This is a genomic window from Nitrogeniibacter mangrovi, from assembly GCF_010983895.1.
GTDB lineage: Bacteria > Pseudomonadota > Gammaproteobacteria > Burkholderiales > Rhodocyclaceae > Nitrogeniibacter > Nitrogeniibacter mangrovi.
On sequence record NZ_CP048836.1, the window covers coordinates 24,541 to 39,914 of the forward strand.

12 protein-coding genes and 1 pseudogene are annotated in these 15,374 nt (G+C 70.0%); 8 read left to right on the top strand and 5 right to left on the bottom strand.

All coding sequences use genetic code 11. The annotated features are described in order from the left end of the window. Positions 1-34: 34 nt before the first annotated feature. The 8 genes and pseudogenes from G3580_RS00085 to G3580_RS00120 all read left to right on the top strand — a co-directional run bounded on the left by G3580_RS00085 (position 35) and on the right by G3580_RS00120 (position 6,785). Positions 35-487 (top strand): SUF system Fe-S cluster assembly regulator, encoded by a 453-nt coding sequence (locus G3580_RS00085; RefSeq protein ID WP_173763325.1) that lies wholly within the window; start codon positions 35-37, stop codon positions 485-487. Beyond that, complete coding sequence (gene sufB, locus G3580_RS00090) at positions 484-1,977, top strand: Fe-S cluster assembly protein SufB (protein WP_173763326.1); 1,494 nt, start codon at positions 484-486, stop codon at positions 1,975-1,977. Before G3580_RS00085 ends, sufB begins: the two co-directional genes overlap by 4 nt. 156 nt (positions 1,978-2,133) lie before the next feature. Beyond that, positions 2,134-2,907, top strand: a complete 774-nt coding sequence (sufC, locus tag G3580_RS00095; protein ID WP_173763327.1) for a Fe-S cluster assembly ATPase SufC — start codon at positions 2,134-2,136, stop codon at positions 2,905-2,907. A 2-nt stretch (positions 2,908-2,909) separates the two neighbouring features. After that, positions 2,910-4,226, top strand: a complete 1,317-nt coding sequence (sufD, locus tag G3580_RS00100; protein ID WP_173763328.1) for a Fe-S cluster assembly protein SufD — start codon at positions 2,910-2,912, stop codon at positions 4,224-4,226. Continuing rightward, a pseudogene (locus tag G3580_RS00105) lies at positions 4,223-5,478 on the top strand (SufS family cysteine desulfurase). The gene sufD and the pseudogene G3580_RS00105 overlap by 4 nt, the downstream one beginning before the upstream one ends. Next, positions 5,471-5,917: a Fe-S cluster assembly sulfur transfer protein SufU gene (gene sufU, locus G3580_RS00110; protein ID WP_173763329.1), complete on the top strand. Its 447-nt coding sequence runs from the start codon at positions 5,471-5,473 to the stop codon at positions 5,915-5,917. Before G3580_RS00105 ends, sufU begins: the two are co-directional and overlap by 8 nt. A gap of 157 nt (positions 5,918-6,074) precedes the next feature. Next, entirely contained in the window at positions 6,075-6,443 is a 369-nt protein-coding gene (locus G3580_RS00115) for an SUF system Fe-S cluster assembly protein (RefSeq protein ID WP_173763330.1), read from the top strand. A 21-nt stretch (positions 6,444-6,464) separates the two neighbouring features. Then, positions 6,465-6,785 carry a non-heme iron oxygenase ferredoxin subunit gene (locus G3580_RS00120; RefSeq protein ID WP_173763331.1) on the top strand — a complete coding sequence of 107 codons (321 nt, stop codon included), beginning with the start codon at positions 6,465-6,467 and terminating at the stop codon, positions 6,783-6,785. Positions 6,786-6,830: 45 nt separating this feature from the next. On the opposite strand, the gene G3580_RS00125 is transcribed toward G3580_RS00120, so the two are convergent. The 5 genes from G3580_RS00125 to G3580_RS00145 all read right to left on the bottom strand — a co-directional run bounded on the left by G3580_RS00125 (position 6,831) and on the right by G3580_RS00145 (position 15,365). Beyond that, positions 6,831-8,831, bottom strand: coding sequence for a sigma-54-dependent Fis family transcriptional regulator (locus G3580_RS00125; protein WP_173763332.1), 2,001 nt, complete (start codon positions 8,829-8,831; stop codon positions 6,831-6,833). 324 nt (positions 8,832-9,155) lie between these two features. After that, on the bottom strand, positions 9,156-11,138 hold the full coding sequence (locus tag G3580_RS00130; RefSeq protein WP_173763333.1) for an AMP-binding protein: 1,983 nt from the start codon (positions 11,136-11,138) through the stop codon (positions 9,156-9,158). A 30-nt stretch (positions 11,139-11,168) separates the two neighbouring features. Beyond that, a complete protein-coding gene (locus G3580_RS00135) occupies positions 11,169-12,206 on the bottom strand; it encodes a zinc-dependent alcohol dehydrogenase family protein (protein WP_173763334.1) in 1,038 nt (345 codons plus the stop codon). 111 nt (positions 12,207-12,317) lie between these two features. Then, on the bottom strand, positions 12,318-12,824 hold the full coding sequence (locus G3580_RS00140; RefSeq protein WP_173763335.1) for an acetone carboxylase subunit gamma: 507 nt from the start codon (positions 12,822-12,824) through the stop codon (positions 12,318-12,320). Between the two features lie 216 nt (positions 12,825-13,040). Further along, positions 13,041-15,365 carry a hydantoinase B/oxoprolinase family protein gene (locus tag G3580_RS00145; protein ID WP_173763336.1) on the bottom strand — a complete coding sequence of 775 codons (2,325 nt, stop codon included), beginning with the start codon at positions 15,363-15,365 and terminating at the stop codon, positions 13,041-13,043. Positions 15,366-15,374: the final 9 nt, after the last annotated feature.

Sequence of the window (15,374 nt, forward strand, 5' to 3'; positions counted from 1 at the left end):
GTACTAATTGACGTATCCACCACGGAGCGGCGCGATGTTGCGACTGGCGAAACTGACCGACTACGGCATGGTGATGCTCACCGCCATGGCGCGCGAGCCGCGCCGCCACTTTGCCACCGCGGCCCTGGCCGCCGGCGCCCAGGTGAGCCACGCGACCGCGGCCAAGATCCTCAAGACCCTGGTGCGTGCCGGCGTGCTCGCGTCCATGCGCGGCGCCCACGGCGGCTACGCGCTGGCGCGGCCGGCCGAGGCGATCTCGCTGGCCGAGGTGATCGAGGCCCTCGAAGGTCCGCTGGGCGTGACCGAGTGCGCGGTGCGCTCGGGCCTGTGCGCGCAGGAGGCCTCGTGCGCGGTGCGCGGCAACTGGCTGGCGCTGGACCGCGTGCTGCGCCGGACCCTGGAGCAGACCAGCCTGGCCGACATGACGCGGCCGCCGGTCCTGCCCGTGGCGCCACCACCGACAACGACGGGAGAACACGTGACATGAGCACCCGAACGACCCCCCAATCCGTGCCGCAACCGAGCCGCGACAAGGCCGGGCGCACCCAGCTCGACCGCCTGATCGGGCGCGAATACGCCCATGGCTTCTATTCGCCGCTGGAATCCGACACCGTGCCCGTGGGCCTGTCCGAAGACGTGATCCGCCTGATCTCGGCCAAGAAGAACGAGCCCGAGTTCATGCTCGAGTGGCGTCTGGCGGCCTACCGCCACTGGCTCACGATGCGCGAGCCGCAGTGGGCCACGGTGACCCACCCGCCCATCGACTACCAGGCCATCGCCTATTACTCGGCGCCGAAAACCAAAAACGACGGCCCGGCCAGCCTCGACGAGGTCGACCCGGAGCTGCTGCGCATCTACGACAAGCTGGGCGTGCCCCTGGCCGAGCGCGAGCTGCTCGCCGGGGTGGCGGTGGACGCGGTGTTCGACAGCGTCTCGGTGGCCACCACCTTCAAGGACAAGCTCGCCGACCTGGGCATCATCTTCTGCTCGTTTTCCGAGGCGGTGCAGCAGCACCCGGACCTGGTGCAGAAGTATCTGGGCACGGTCGTGCCCTACACCGACAACTTCTTCGCCACGCTCAACTCGGCGGTGTTCACCGACGGCTCGTTCTGCTACGTGCCGGCCGGGGTGCGCTGCCCGATGGAACTGTCCACCTACTTTCGCATCAACGCCATGAACACCGGCCAGTTCGAGCGCACCCTGATCATCGCCGAGCCGGGGGCCTATGTGAGCTACCTGGAAGGGTGCACCGCGCCCATGCGCGACGAGAACCAGCTGCACGCCGCGGTGGTGGAGCTGATCGCGCTGGAAGACGCGCACATCAAGTATTCCACGGTGCAGAACTGGTACCCGGGCGACAAGGACGGGCGCGGCGGCATCTACAACTTCGTCACCAAGCGCGGCGAGTGCCGTGGCGACCGCGCCCGGATCTCGTGGACCCAGGTGGAGACCGGCTCGGCCATCACCTGGAAGTACCCCAGCGTGATCCTGCGCGGCGACGACTCGGTGGGCGAGTTCCACTCCGTGGCCCTGACCAACCACCATCAGCAGGCGGACACCGGCACCAAGATGATCCACGTGGGGCGCAACACGAAAAGCACCATCGTCTCCAAGGGCATTTCCGCCGGTCACGGCAGCAACGCCTATCGCGGCCTGGTGCGGGTGGCCAAGAGCGCCGAGAACGCGCGCAACTACACCCAGTGCGATTCGCTCCTGCTGGGCGACACCTGCGCGGCGCACACCTTTCCGTACATCGAGGTCAAGCACCCGAGCGCGCACGTGGAGCACGAGGCGAGCACCTCGCGCATCGGCGAAGACCAGCTCTTCTACTGCCGCAACCGCGGCCTGTCGGGCGAGGACGCGGTGTCGCTGATCGTGAGCGGCTTCTGCAAGGAGGTGTTCCGCGAGCTGCCCATGGAGTTCGCCGTCGAGGCGCAGAAGCTGCTGGGCGTGAGCCTGGAAGGGAGTGTCGGATGAACCCGCCGGGTGACGCGCGCCATCCCCCCACGTAGGTCGGACTTCAGTCCGACATCGATGGTGGATAGGGCGGAGTTGTCCGACTGAAGTCCGACCGCCGGACGCGACGGCGCGCGGCTCGGCCCGGAAAACGAACGGTATGGAGGTAAACGAACCATGTTGAGCATCACCAACCTGCACGTCACCGTCGACGGCAAGCCCATCCTCAAGGGGCTGGACCTGACCGTCGACGCCGGCGAAGTGCACGCCATCATGGGCCCCAACGGCTCGGGCAAGAGCACCCTCGCCCATGTACTGGCGGGGCGCGAGGGCTACGCGGTGACCGACGGCACGGTCACCTACGACGGCCGCGACCTGCTCGCGCTCGAACCCGAGGAACGGGCCCGCGAGGGCGTGTTTCTCGCCTTCCAGTACCCGGTCGAGATTCCCGGGGTGGCCAACGTGAACCTGCTCAAGGCGGCGCTCAACGCCCAGCGCCGGCACCGCGGCGAGGAGGAGCTGGACGCCATGGACTTTCTCGAGCTGGTCAAGGACCGTCTCGCGCTCATGCAGATGGACGAGGCCATGCTCTACCGGGCGGTGAACGAAGGCTTCTCCGGCGGCGAGAAGAAGCGCAACGAGATCCTGCAGATGGCCGTGCTCGAGCCGCGTCTGGCCATCCTCGACGAGACCGACTCGGGGCTCGACATCGACGCCCTCAAGGTGGTCGCCGGCGGGGTCAACGCGCTGCGCGCGCCGGAGCGCGCCATGTTGCTCGTGACCCACTATCAGCGCCTGCTCGATCACATCGCCCCCGACCGGGTGCATGTGCTCGCCGGCGGGCGCATCGTGCGTTCGGGCGGCCCCGAGCTGGCGCGCGAGCTGGAGGCGCGCGGCTACGGCTGGCTCGACGATACGGCGGCCGGCGCGGATGTCGCGCCGAGGAGCTGAGCATGGGCGCGCGCGAACACTTCCTCGACCAGCTCGAACAGCGCCAGGCCGCCCTGCCCGGCACCCAGCTGCCCTGGCTGCGCCGCGCGCGCGGGGCGGCGCGGCGCCGCTTCGCCGAGCTGGGCCTGCCGACGACGCGTGACGAGGACTGGAAATACACCCGCCTCACCCACCTCGACGCCCAACCGCTCGAGCTCGCCGGCCCGGCACGCATCACGCCCGAGGCGGCCCTGCTCGCGCCCCATCTGATCGCCGGCTGCGACCGCCTGGTGTTCGTGGACGGGCGCCTGGCCCCGGCGCTGTCGTGCCTGGAGGCGCATGCCGAGGATGTGGTCATCGAGGGTCTGGCGAACGCCCTCGACACGGTCCCCATGCGCTGCGCGCACTGGCTGCGGGCCGACGCCGACGGGGTGGCCCACGCGGACGGCTTCACCGCCCTGGCCGCCGCCGCGTGGACCGACGGCGCCTTCATCGACCTGCCGGCCGGGCACGGGCTGGCGCGGCCGCTGCAGCTGCTGTTCGTCACCACCCTCAGTGACGCCACCCTGTGCACCCGCAACCGGATCCGCCTGGGCGCCGGCGCGCGCGCCCGGATCGTCGAGCACCACGTGGGCCTGGGCACGGGCGCCTGCCTGAACGACACCCTCACCGAGATCGAGCTCGCCGACGGCGCACATCTCGACCACGTGAAACTGCAGGCGGAGGGGCCGCGCGCCACCCACATCGCGGCGCTGCGCGTCGACCAGGCCGCCGGCAGCCGGCTCGCGTCCACCTCGATCGCGCTCGGCGCCCGCCTGTCGCGCACCGGCATCGCCACCCGGCTGGGCGGCGAGGGCGCGCAGGCCGGGCTGAACGGGCTCTACCTGGCCGACGGGCGCCGCCATGTGGACCACCACACCCTGGTCGACCACGCCAGCCCCGGCGCCACCAGCCGCGAGCGCTACAAGGGCATCGTGGACGGCGGTGGCCGGGCGGTCTTCAACGGCCGCGTGATCGTGCGCGCCGACGCCCAGGGCAGCGACGCGGCACAGGCCAACCACAACCTGCTGCTCTCCGAGCACGCCGAGGTGGATACCAAACCGCAACTGGAGATCTGGGCCGACGACGTCAAGTGCAGCCACGGCGCCACCGTGGGCCAGCTCGATGCGGACGCCCTGCACTATCTGCGCAGCCGCGGCATCGGCGCGACGGCGGCGCGGGCCCTGTTGATCGAGGCCTTCGCCGGCGACATCGTCGCCGGGCTGGAGCCGCCGGCGCTGCGGGCCCATGTCGACGCCTGCGTGCGCGAGCGCCTGCCCGGCGCGGGAGGAAGCTCATGACCCAACCGACCGACGTCACCGTCGTGTGCCGGCCCTTCGAGATCGCCGGCATCCGTGCGGATTTCCCCATCCTGGCGCGCACCGTCAACGCGCGCCCGCTGGTCTACCTGGACAACGCCGCCACGGCGCAGAAGCCGCAGGCCGTGATCGACGCCGAACTGGCCTGCTATCGGGACTACAACGCCAACATCCACCGTGGCGTGCACGCCCTCAGCCAGCAGGCCACCGAGGCCTACGAAGGCGCGCGCGAACGGGTGCGCCGCTTCCTCAACGCCGAACGCGTCGAGGAGATCGTGTTCGTGCGTGGCGCCACCGAGGCCATCAACCTGGTGGCCGCCAGCTTCGGCCAGCGCCTGCAGCCGGGCGACGAAATCCTCGTCACCGAGATGGAGCACCACTCCAACATCGTGCCCTGGCAGCTGCTGTGCGCACGCAGCGGCGCGACCCTGCGGGTGGCGCCCATCGACGAGAGCGGCGCGCTGCCGCCCGACGCCTTCGCCCGCCACCTGAACCGGCGCACCCGCCTGGTGGCGGTGACCCACCTGTCCAACGCGCTGGGCACGGTCAACCCGGTGCGCCACATCGTCGAGCTGGCCCACGCCCACGGCGTGCCGGTGCTGGTGGACGGCGCCCAGGCGGCGCCGCACCTGGCGGTGGACGTGCAGGCCCTGGACTGCGATTTCTATGCCTTCTCCGGGCACAAGCTGTACGGCCCGACGGGCATCGGCGTGCTCTACGGCAAGGCCGCGCTGCTCGACGAGATGCCCCCTGGCAGGGCGGCGGCGACATGATCCGCCGGGTGCGCTTCGAAGGCACCACCTACAACGACCTGCCCTACAAGTTCGAGGCCGGCACCCCCAACATCGCCGGCGCCATCGGCCTCGGCGCCGCCATCGACTACCTGGAGGCGCTCGGCTTCGACGCCATCGGCGCCCATGAGCATGACCTGCTCGACTACGCCACCGCCCGCGCGCAGGACGTCCCCGGCCTGCGCCTGATCGGCACCGCGCCGCGCAAGGCGGGGGTGCTGTCCTTCGTGCTCGACGGGGTGCATGCCCACGACGTGGGCACCATCCTCGACCACCACGGTGTCGCGGTGCGCACCGGCCATCACTGCGCCATGCCGGTCATGGATCACTTCGGCGTGGCGGCCACGGTGCGGGCCTCGTTCGCGCTGTACAACACGCGCGCGGAGGTGGACGCCCTGTTCGAGGCGCTGGCTGCGGTGCGGGAGGTGTTCGGCGATGGCTGACCTGCGCGGGCTCTACCAGGAGCTGATCCTCGACCACGGCCGCCGGCCGCGCAACTTCGGGCCCCTGCCCGAAGCCAACCGCGATGCCGAAGGCGTCAATCCCCTGTGCGGCGACCAGCTCCACCTGCATCTGAAGGTGGAGGACGGGCGCATCGTCGACCTGCGATTCGATGGCCATGGCTGCGCCATCTCCACCGCCTCGGCCTCGCTCATGACCCAGGCCCTCAAGGGCCGGACGGTGGCCGAGGCCGAGGCCCTGTTCGACGCTTTTCACGCGCTCATGACCGGCACCCCGGCGCCCGACGCCGCGCCCCTGGGCAAGCTCGAGGTGCTCGCCGGGGTGCGCGAGTTCCCCACCCGCATCAAGTGCGCCACCCTCGCCTGGCACACCCTGGCCGCGGCGCTGCACGGCGGGGACGAGACCGTGAGCACCGAATGAGGTACGTCGTTGCCGGCGGGTGTAGGGCGGATCAGCGGCGCAGCCGCGCCATTCGCCGGTCCACGCCTCACGCGTGCCCGGTGTTTGCGACGCCACCTGCGGCGGATGGCGCTGCGCTGATCCGCCCTACGCCGGCCCGATGAGGCAAGGAGTTGTCATGACCAAGTTCAAATGGCTGTCGAAACGCGAGACCCGCGAGGTCGAATCCGGCGCACCGGAGCGCCCCCTGCGCGAGCGCATCATCGCCGCGCTGCGCCAGGTGCACGACCCCGAGATCCCGATCAACATCTACGACCTGGGCCTCGTCTATGAGCTGCACGCCGACGAGACCACCGGCACCGTGCACCTGCGCATGACCCTCACCGCCCCCGGCTGCCCGGTGGCGCAGACCTTCCCCGGCGTGGTCGAGCGCGCCGTCGAGGCGGTCGACGGGGTCGAGGAGGCGCAGGTGGAACTGGTGTGGGAGCCGCCGTGGACGCCCGAGCGCATGAGCGAAGCGGCCCGCATCCATCTCGGGCTGGTGTGAGCACCGACAAGGAGGACCGACATGGATGAGTGGACCGATGTGGCGCCCGTCGACGACTTTCCCGCCGGCACCGTGCGCACCGTCGACCTCGACGGCACGCCGGTGGCGGTGGTCAACGTCGATGGCCGATACCATGCCATCGAGGACCTGTGCAGCCACGAGGAGGAGACCCTGTCCACCGGCGCGGTGGAGGGCGACCAGATCATCTGCCCGCGCCACGGCGCGCGCTTCTCGCTCGTCACCGGCGCGGCCCTGAGCGCCCCGGCGTGCGAGCCGGTGACCTGCTTCCCGGTGCGCGTCGAGGCAGGCACGGTGCAGGTGCGGGACGATCGCTGGGACTGAGCCGCCGCGCTCATCATGCCACTGCCAGCGGGCGGGTGACGGACCCTAGCGCGCCCCGCCCAGGCGCTGGATGCGCTGCTGCATCACCTCTTCGTAGAGACCGTAGTCCTTGAGCTTCTGGTAGAGCGTGCTCTTGGCGATGGCCAGCTGGCGGGCGGCGCGGGTGAGGTTGCCGCCGGTGGCGGCGATGGTGCGGCGGATGAGGTCGGCTTCGACCTCGCTGACACACTGGCCGATCTGGGTGGGCGCGGCCGGGTCGCGGGTGTCGACGGCGGTGTCTTCCAGTTCCGGCGGCAGCATGTCGGGGCCGATGCGGTCGCCGTCGCAGATGAGCAGCATGCTCTCGACCACGTTGCGCAGTTCGCGCACGTTGCCCGGCCAGCCGTAGCGGGCGAGGCGGGTGAGCACGGCCTCGTCCACGGTGGGCACGGCCCGTTCGTGGCGCTCGGCGAAGTGGGCGAGGAAGTGGCGCACCAGCAGGGGAATGTCGCCGGGCCGGTCGCGCAGGGTGGGGATGCGCACCGAGGTGACGGCGACCCGGTAGTACAGGTCCATGCGGAAGCGGCCGTCGGCCACCTCCTGGCGCAGGTCGCGGTGGGTGGCGGCGATGAGGCGGAAGTTGGTCTTGCGCGGCACGTTCTCGCCGAGGCGGTAGATCTCGCCCTGTTCGAGCACCCGCAGCAGGTGCGGCTGCAGGTCCATGGGCATCTCGCCGATCTCGTCGAGGAACAGGGTGCCGCCGTTGGCCGCCTCGATCTTGCCCACCAGCCCGCCGCGCCGGGCGCCGGTGAACGCGCCCTCCACGTAGCCGAACAGCTCGCTGGCGAGCAGCTCGCGTGACAGGCCGCCGCAGTTGAGCGGCACGAAGGGGCCGTCGCCGAAGGGGCTGGCGCGGTGGATGCCCTGGGCGAACTCCTCCTTGCCGACGCCGGTCTCGCCGAGCAGCAGCACCGGCACCCGGGAGCGGGCCAGCTGGCCGGCCTTCTTCACCGCCGCCTTGAGGCCACGGTTGTCGGTGATGATGTTGGCGAAGCCGGTGCTCGCGGTGGGGGCGTCGTCCTCGTCGGCGGGCGCCGTGCGGCTGCGGCCGAGCGTGGGCAGGGGCAGGACCAGCAGGGTGCCGATGCGCTCGCCATGCTCCACCACCGGCGACAGCCATTCCGGCCGCAGCCAGGGCGGCAGCCGGGTCGCGTCGCCGTCGAGGGCGAGGGCGGGGATGCGCCGTGGCTGGGTCAGGTCGAGGTCGGCGCCGACGGCGGCGAGCACAGCCTGGGCGTTGCCGTTGGCCTTGATGGGGTAGCCGCGGCGGTCGAACAGCACCACGCTGTCGGTGCCCGAGGTCCAGTAGGGTAGCGCGGCTTCGAGCAGGCGCAGGCGCAGCTCGGTCTCGCGCATGGTGAGCCGGCTCTCGATGCGGTTGGCGGTGGTCACCACCAGGGCGAGGCTCTGCCGGTTGTAGGTCTCGGAGAGGCCGGAGACGTCCACCACGCCGAGGATCTCGCCGTCGATGGGGTGGCGGATCACCATGGCCGAGCAGGTCCAGCGCTTGATGCCGGCGCAGTAGTGTTCGGCCGAGTGGATCTGCACCGGCTCGCCCACAGCCAGCGCGGTGCCGATGGCGTTGGTGCCGCACAGGCGCTCGCTCCAGGGCACGCCGGGCATCAGGTGGATGTTCTCGGCGGCACCCAGGGTGCGGGTGTCGCCTTCCATGCTGAGGATGGTGCAGCGGGTGTCGGCCAGCGCCATGACGGTGCCGGTCTCGGCGAGGAAGTCGCGCGCGCAGGCCATGATCGGTGCACTGGCGCGGACGAGCTCGTCGTGGGCGTTGCGCAGGGATTCGAGCCGGGAGTCGGTGACCGGCTGCGGGGCGCTGCGCTTGTCGGGGTCCACATTGTGGTCGCGGCAGCGCCGCCAGGAGCCTTCGACCAGGCTGCGCAGCGCGTCGCCGGGGCGGCCGCTGCCGTCGAGAAAGCGTTCCCAGGCGGTCATGACCGCGGCGTCGTTGCCGGGCTCGGAAAAGCGCTGGCCTTCAGATGTCCACGTCATCCGTTCGATCTCCTCCTTGTCGAAAGCAGTGTCCTGCTGCTCTGGCGGCAGCTGGGGTCGGCGGTGCCGCCCGGTGGCGACTGCTCGATGCCCCGCGCGGCGGGATGTGTCGGCGCGAACGCGCACATCCCGTCACGCGGGACGGGTGTGTTTCTACATTAGCAAAGACGGTGCCATCGTGCCGATGTTTGAGCACCGTCCGGAGACGACCGCATGGCGACGATCCGCCGCGGCCGGCGGCGGCCGTGGCGGTGGGGTTGGGGGCGATGCGTTCGATTGTCGAACGTTCGTCGGACGCCGACCGTTCGACAATCGAACGTTTTTTCAGACCACCGCTTCGAGTGAATCGCGATAGTCGCGCAGCGCGTCGAGCGCGGACGGATTCTCCAGCGAACCGAGGTCGCCCGGATCGGCGCCGAGCCAGACCGCCCGTACCAGGCGGCGCAGGATCTTGCCGTTGCGGGTGCGCGGCAGCGCGCTCACCCGGTGCACCCGTGCCGGCGCCAGCGGCTTGCCCAGCAGGCCGGCCACATGGGCGATGAGGGCGGTCTCGTGGGCGTGCCAGTCGGCGCTGTCGGCCGCCGCCGGGTCGGCGAGGGTGACGAAGCAGGTGGCCACCTCGCCCTTGACCGGATGGGGCACGCCGATGGCCACCGCCTCGGCCACCAGGGGGTGGGCGACCAGGGCCGACTCGTACTCGGCCGGGCCGACCCGCTTGCCGGCGATCTTGAGGGTGTCGTCGCTGCGCCCCTGGATGAACCAGTGGCCGTCGGCGTCCACCCGGGCCCAGTCGCCATGCACCCACAGGCCGGGAAAGCGCGACCAGTAGGTGTCCAGGTAACGCGCCGCGTCGCGCCAGAAACCGTGGGCCATGCCGGGCCAGGGCGCGCGCAGCACCAGTTCGCCGACTTCGTCGCCGTCCTGGTCGAGCAGCGAGGTGCCCTCGGCGTCCACCACGTCGGCCTGCATGCCCGGGATCGGGCCGGCGAAGCCGCAGGGTTTCTGCGCCAATCCGGGGAAGCAGCCGAGGATGCCGCCGCCGATCTCGGTGCCGCCGGAGTAGTTGATGATCGGGCAGCGGCCCTGGCCGACGCTCTCGAACAGCCAGTGCCAGGGGGCATCGTTCCACGGCTCGCCGGTGGAGCCGAACACGCGCAGGCTATCGAGCTGGCCCGGTTGCGGCAGGCCGGCGTCGCCGGCGGCCATGAGCAGGCGCGCGAGCGTGGGCGACAGGCCCAGGTGGGTGAGGCGGTGGCGGCCCACCAGCTGCCAGATGCGGTCCGGCGTGGGGTGGTCGGGGGTGCCTTCGAAGAACACCAGGGTGGCGCCGCGCAGCAGGCCGCCGAACACCAGCCACGGCCCCATCATCCAGCCCATGTCGGTGATCCACGCGAGGCGGTCGCCCGGGTTGAGGTCGAAGGCCATGAGCAGATCCTGCGCGGCCTTGAGGGGAAACCCCGCGTGGGTGTGCACCACGCCCTTGGGGCGGCCGGTGGTGCCCGAGGTGTACAGGATCATCAGCGGCGTCGCGGTGCCGTGGATGGTCGGGCCGGTGTCGGGATCGCAGGCCGCCACCAGGCTGCGGTAGTCCCACTCGCGCCACTGCCCGCTCGCCTGCGGCGCCCAGGGCGTGCCCAGGCGCGGCACCACCAGCAGGTGGGCGAGGGCCGGGGCGGCCGCGGCGGCGCTGCGCGCCTCGCCGAGCATGTCGACGCGCTTGCCGCGGCGCAGGTAGCCGTCGGCGCACACCATCACCATCGCTTCGCTGTCGATCAGGCGGCTGGCCACGGCGTCGGCGCCGTAGCCGGAGAACAGCGGCAGCACGATGGCGCCGAGGCGCGCGGCGGCGAGGAACACCACCGCGGTTTCGGGCACCATCGGCAGGTACATGGCGATGCGCTCGCCCGGGCACACGCCCAGCCGCGCCAGCGCGGTGGTGAGGCGCCGCGCCGCGTCGTCCAGCTCGCGCCAGCTGAAGCGGCGCAGGTCGCCGTCGTCGCCCTCCCAGATCAGGGCGGGCTGCTCGGGCGTGGCGCGGGCGCGGCGGCCGACGAGGTTCTCGAACAGGTCGAGCTCGCCGCCCACGAACCAGCGCGGCCACTCGGGGCCGTGGGACAGGTCGCACACGGTGTGATAGCGCCGGTGCCAGGTGAGGCCGACGGCGTCCTCGACCTCGGCCCAGAACCGGGTGGGCTCCTCGCGGGCGCTGGCGTGCAGGGCGTCCAGGTCGGCATGGCCGTAGTCGTTCAGGAATCGGCACAGCGCGGTGTCTTCGAACCGGGTGCCGTGCGCCAGATAGGTCTTCATGGGGGCGAGCTCCTCCATCGTCAATGCCGCTCAGGCTTCGAGGATCACTTTCATCGCCTTCTCGCGGGCGGCGTCGCCGAACACGCGATAGGCTTCCTCGATGTCGTCGAGGGCGAAGCGATGGGTGACCAGCGACCCGGGCGAGAGGGTGCCGGCCTGGACGGTCTGCAGCAGCATCGGGGTGGTGTTGGTGCTGACCAGGCCGGTGGTGAGGGTGATGTTGCGGATCCAGAGCTTTTCCAGATGCAGGTTCACGCTCGTGCCATGGACGCCCACGTTGGCGATGTGGCCGCCGGCGGCGATGATCTCCTGGCACACCTCGAAGGTGGCGGGAATGCCCACCGCCTCGATGGCCACGTCGGCGCCGCGTCCGCCGGTGAGCGCCATGACGCGTTCGACGATGTCGCCCTCGGCGGCGTTGAAGGCGTGGGTGGCGCCGAGCTGGCGGGCGGTGTCGAGGCGGTTGGCGTCCATGTCCACCATCACCAGCCGGGCCGGCGAGTAGAACTGGGCGGTGAGCAGCGCCGCCATGCCGACCGGGCCGGCGCCGACGATGACCACCGTGTCGCCGGGTTTGACCTGGCCGTTGAGCACGCCGATCTCCAGGCCCGTGGGCAGGATGTCGCTGAGCATCACCAGCGCTTCCTCGTCGGCGCCTTCCGGGATCGGGTGCAGGCTGTTGTCGGCATGGGGGATGCGCACGTACTCGGCCTGGGTGCCGTCGATGAGGTGGCCGAGAATCCAGCCGCCGTCGTCGCAATGCGCGTAGAGCTGGCGCTTGCAGTTGAGGCAGCGGCCACAGGCGCTGATGCAGGAGATGAGGACGTGGTCGCCGGGCTTGAAGTTGCTCACGCCGTCGCCCACGGATTCGACGATGCCCACGCCCTCGTGGCCGAGGGTGCGCCCCGGCGTGACGGTGGGCACGTCGCCCTTGAGGATGTGCAGGTCGGTGCCGCAGATGGTGGTGCGGGTGATGCGGACGATGGCGTCGGTCGGCTTGTCGATGACCGGGGCGGCCTTGTCCTGCCAGGCCATCTTGCCGGGGCCTTGATAGACGAGTGCTTTCATGGGAACTCCGAAAAAAGGTGCCGACGCGGCTCGATCGGACCGCGCCGGCAGGAGAGAACTGAAACAAAGGGGCGGCGCCCCGGCGGCCGGGGCGGGTGCGACGGGTTCGGCTCAGGCGGCCTTCTCGGGCACCGGCAGGCCGACCCACTCTTCGTAGAAGGCCTCGATGTCGGGCTCGAAGTCGTGGATCACCGGGTACCACGGCGTCGGCGCTTCGACGTCGTGCATGGTCCCGCAGCTGGGGCAGTAGTACTCGCGATAGACCTGCCAGGCGGTGTCCGGCGCCATGAGCTTGGGATAGACCTCGGTCATGGCTTCTTCGGTGTCGCGCACGTACACCACCGCCTCGAGCTTCCAGTTGTCGCGGTAGTCGCCGAACTCGTGGCCGCACTCGCACTTGGTGACCCATTGCTTGCTCTTGGCGTTTTGGGCGATGTACAGGTGCGGGCCCAGCGGCAGGACGATCTTGTCGGCCCAGCTCACCTTCTTCTGCAGGGCCTCCACGTAGAGGCTGAAGCGCTCGTTGTCCTTGGGCATGGCGAGCATGCGCATGGTGGTGTCCCAGTCGAGCTTGCCGTCGGCGAGTTTGGCGACCTGTTCTTTCGTGTAGGTAGACATCTTGATTACTCCTTGGATTCGGGTTGGCTTGCGCGGCGCTGGCAAACCCATCCCCACCCCGACCCTCCCCTTGAAGGGGAGGGGGCTGCGTGCCCCATGCAGGATTCGGGGCGGCGCGCAGTCGGGCGGGCTCTGCCTTTACCCTCCCCTTCAAGGGGAGGGCAAGGGTGGGGATGGGGTCAGCGTCGGCGCGTCAGTTGCTGCTCCGGTGGGCGGTCATTCCTCGACCAGGGTCACGGTGCGTACGTCGGGCATCTTCGCCAGGTCCATGCGGTACTTGCTGCCGTAGGACGGCACGTCCAGCTCGTCCTCGGTGAGGTTCCAGTCGGCGGGCAGGTTCCAGAACGCCTTGAACTGGGCGAGGAACTTGGCCGACAGGCCGAAGCTGGTGGCGAACATGTGCTTGACCTGGGCGCTGGCATGCTTGGTGACGATGCGCTCGCGTTCCTCATGCATCCAGTCGCGGGTGGGCACGGCGCGGGCGAGCCGCTCCTTGCGTACTTCCGCACGCCGAGCCTTCGTCGCCTCGGCATCGACGCTCCACACCCCCTTGTCGTCCTGCGCAATCACCGCGCCATAGACCTTCTGCGCGTATTCCGGCAGCAGCCACGCGTTGTTCAGGTCGCGGGCGATGGCCTCCGGCTCGCGGTCGAGCGGGTCGCCGTAGCCGGGGCCGCCACGCAGGTAGTTGAGGTACAGGTCGTAGTTCTCGTAGCAGTCCTCGGTGGTCATGCACTGGTGATCGCGCTTGACCCGGGCGCCGGCATCGATGTGGCGTTCGTAGTCCGGTTCGTCCGGATTCACGTCGGCGCCCAGCGGCAGGGTGTCGCCCACCACGATGCGCTGCTCGAGACCCGTCTTGTGGGCCTCGAAGCGGTAGCCGGTGGCGGACGGGTAGCCGCCCATCAGGCCCCAGTCGCTGTTCATGAAGCCGTTGCCCATGAAGAACATGGTCCAGTCCTGCGCCTTCCACACCATGCGCAGGGTCTCGAAGCCGCAGCCGCCGCGGTACTGGCCGTAGCCGCCGGAGTTGCACTTGGCGTTGCGACCGAGGTAGAGCAGCGGTTCGGCCATCTCCCAGATCTCGATGTCGCCCATGTCGCCTTCCGGGTTCCAGATCGCGGCGGCGTGGTTGAGGCCGTCGCGGATGGCCGATGCGCCGGTGCCGCAGGAGGAGGCCTCGAAGGAGTTGACCGCGTGGATCTCGCCGTCCTGGTTGATGCCGCCGCCCTGCAGCCAGTTGGAGGTGTTGGCGTTGCCGGCGTTGACCTCTTCCAGATAGCCGCGGCTGAAGTAAGCCTGGGAGAGGCCGCGCCACATGGTGGTCCAGGCCGAGACCAGGAAGTGCCAGGCGTAGGCGTGGCCGGTGCGGCGGTCGTCCGGGTTGTTCCAGCCGCCCTTGGGCATGTGGAACTCGGTGCCGTAGTAGGCGCCGTCGTTGATGCGCTGGGTGGGCACCAGGGTCTGGGTCATCATCACCCAGATGCCGCTGGTGAAGGCCACCTGGTGGGCGTTGTAGCTGTGCCACCCCCAGCGGCTGGCGCCCTCGAAGTCGAGGCGCCAGGTGCCGTCCTTGCGGATCTCCATCTCCACCGGCGCATGCATGATGGTGTCGAGCTTGGCGAAGGCATTCGACGTTTGCACATCCTCGTGGGCGTAGGGCACGTCCACGAAGGCCACCTTGCGGTAGGTGCCCGGCAGGGTCATGGCTTTGAGACGGGTCGAGAGGCCGCGGCGGCCTTCCTCGATGACCTCGAAGGCGAACTTCTCGTAGGCCTCCAGGCCGTCCTCGGCGATCACCTCTTCGACCAGCTGGCGGATCATGTGGCAGCCGGCGATGCGGGTCTTCTCGTCGAGAATCCAGTACTTGGGCGTGCGCACCGAGCGCTGCGACTCGTGCAGCCAGTCGCGCAGCGGCTGGTCGTTCACCCCGGTCTTGCGGCAGGTGATCATGTAGCCGTCGCCGAAGCGCTGGGTCTGGCCGGTGGACATGGAGCCTGGGGTGACCGCGCCGGTGTCGATCACATGGGTGACGCCGCCGACCCAGCCGATGAGCTTGCCGTCGTGGAAGATGGGCACGATGGTGGCGATGTCGCAGGGGTGCACGTTGCCGATCGAGCAGTCGTTGTTGGTGAACATGTCACCGGGGTTGATGCCGGGGTTGGCCTCCCAGTTGTTCTCGATCATGTACTTGATCGCGGCGCCCATGGTGCCCACGTGGATGATGATGCCGGTGGAGGTCAGGATGCAGTCGCCGGCGGCGTTGTAGAGGGTGAAGCACAGCTCGCCTTCCTGCTCCACGATCGGGCTGGCGGCGATCTTCTTGGCGGTCTCCCGCGCATGCACCAGGCCGCCGCGCAGCTTGGAGAACAGCTTCTCGTAGCGGATCGGGTCGGCCTCGCGCAGCTCGAGCGTCTCCAGGCCGTTGTAGTGGCCGGTGGCCGCGGTGCGCTCCAGGATCGCGTCGCGGTATTGCTTCAGGGTCTGGCCGGTGCCGAGCAGGTTGGCGAAACCGGTTTCCTTGTTGGTCATCATGTTCATGCTTGTCTC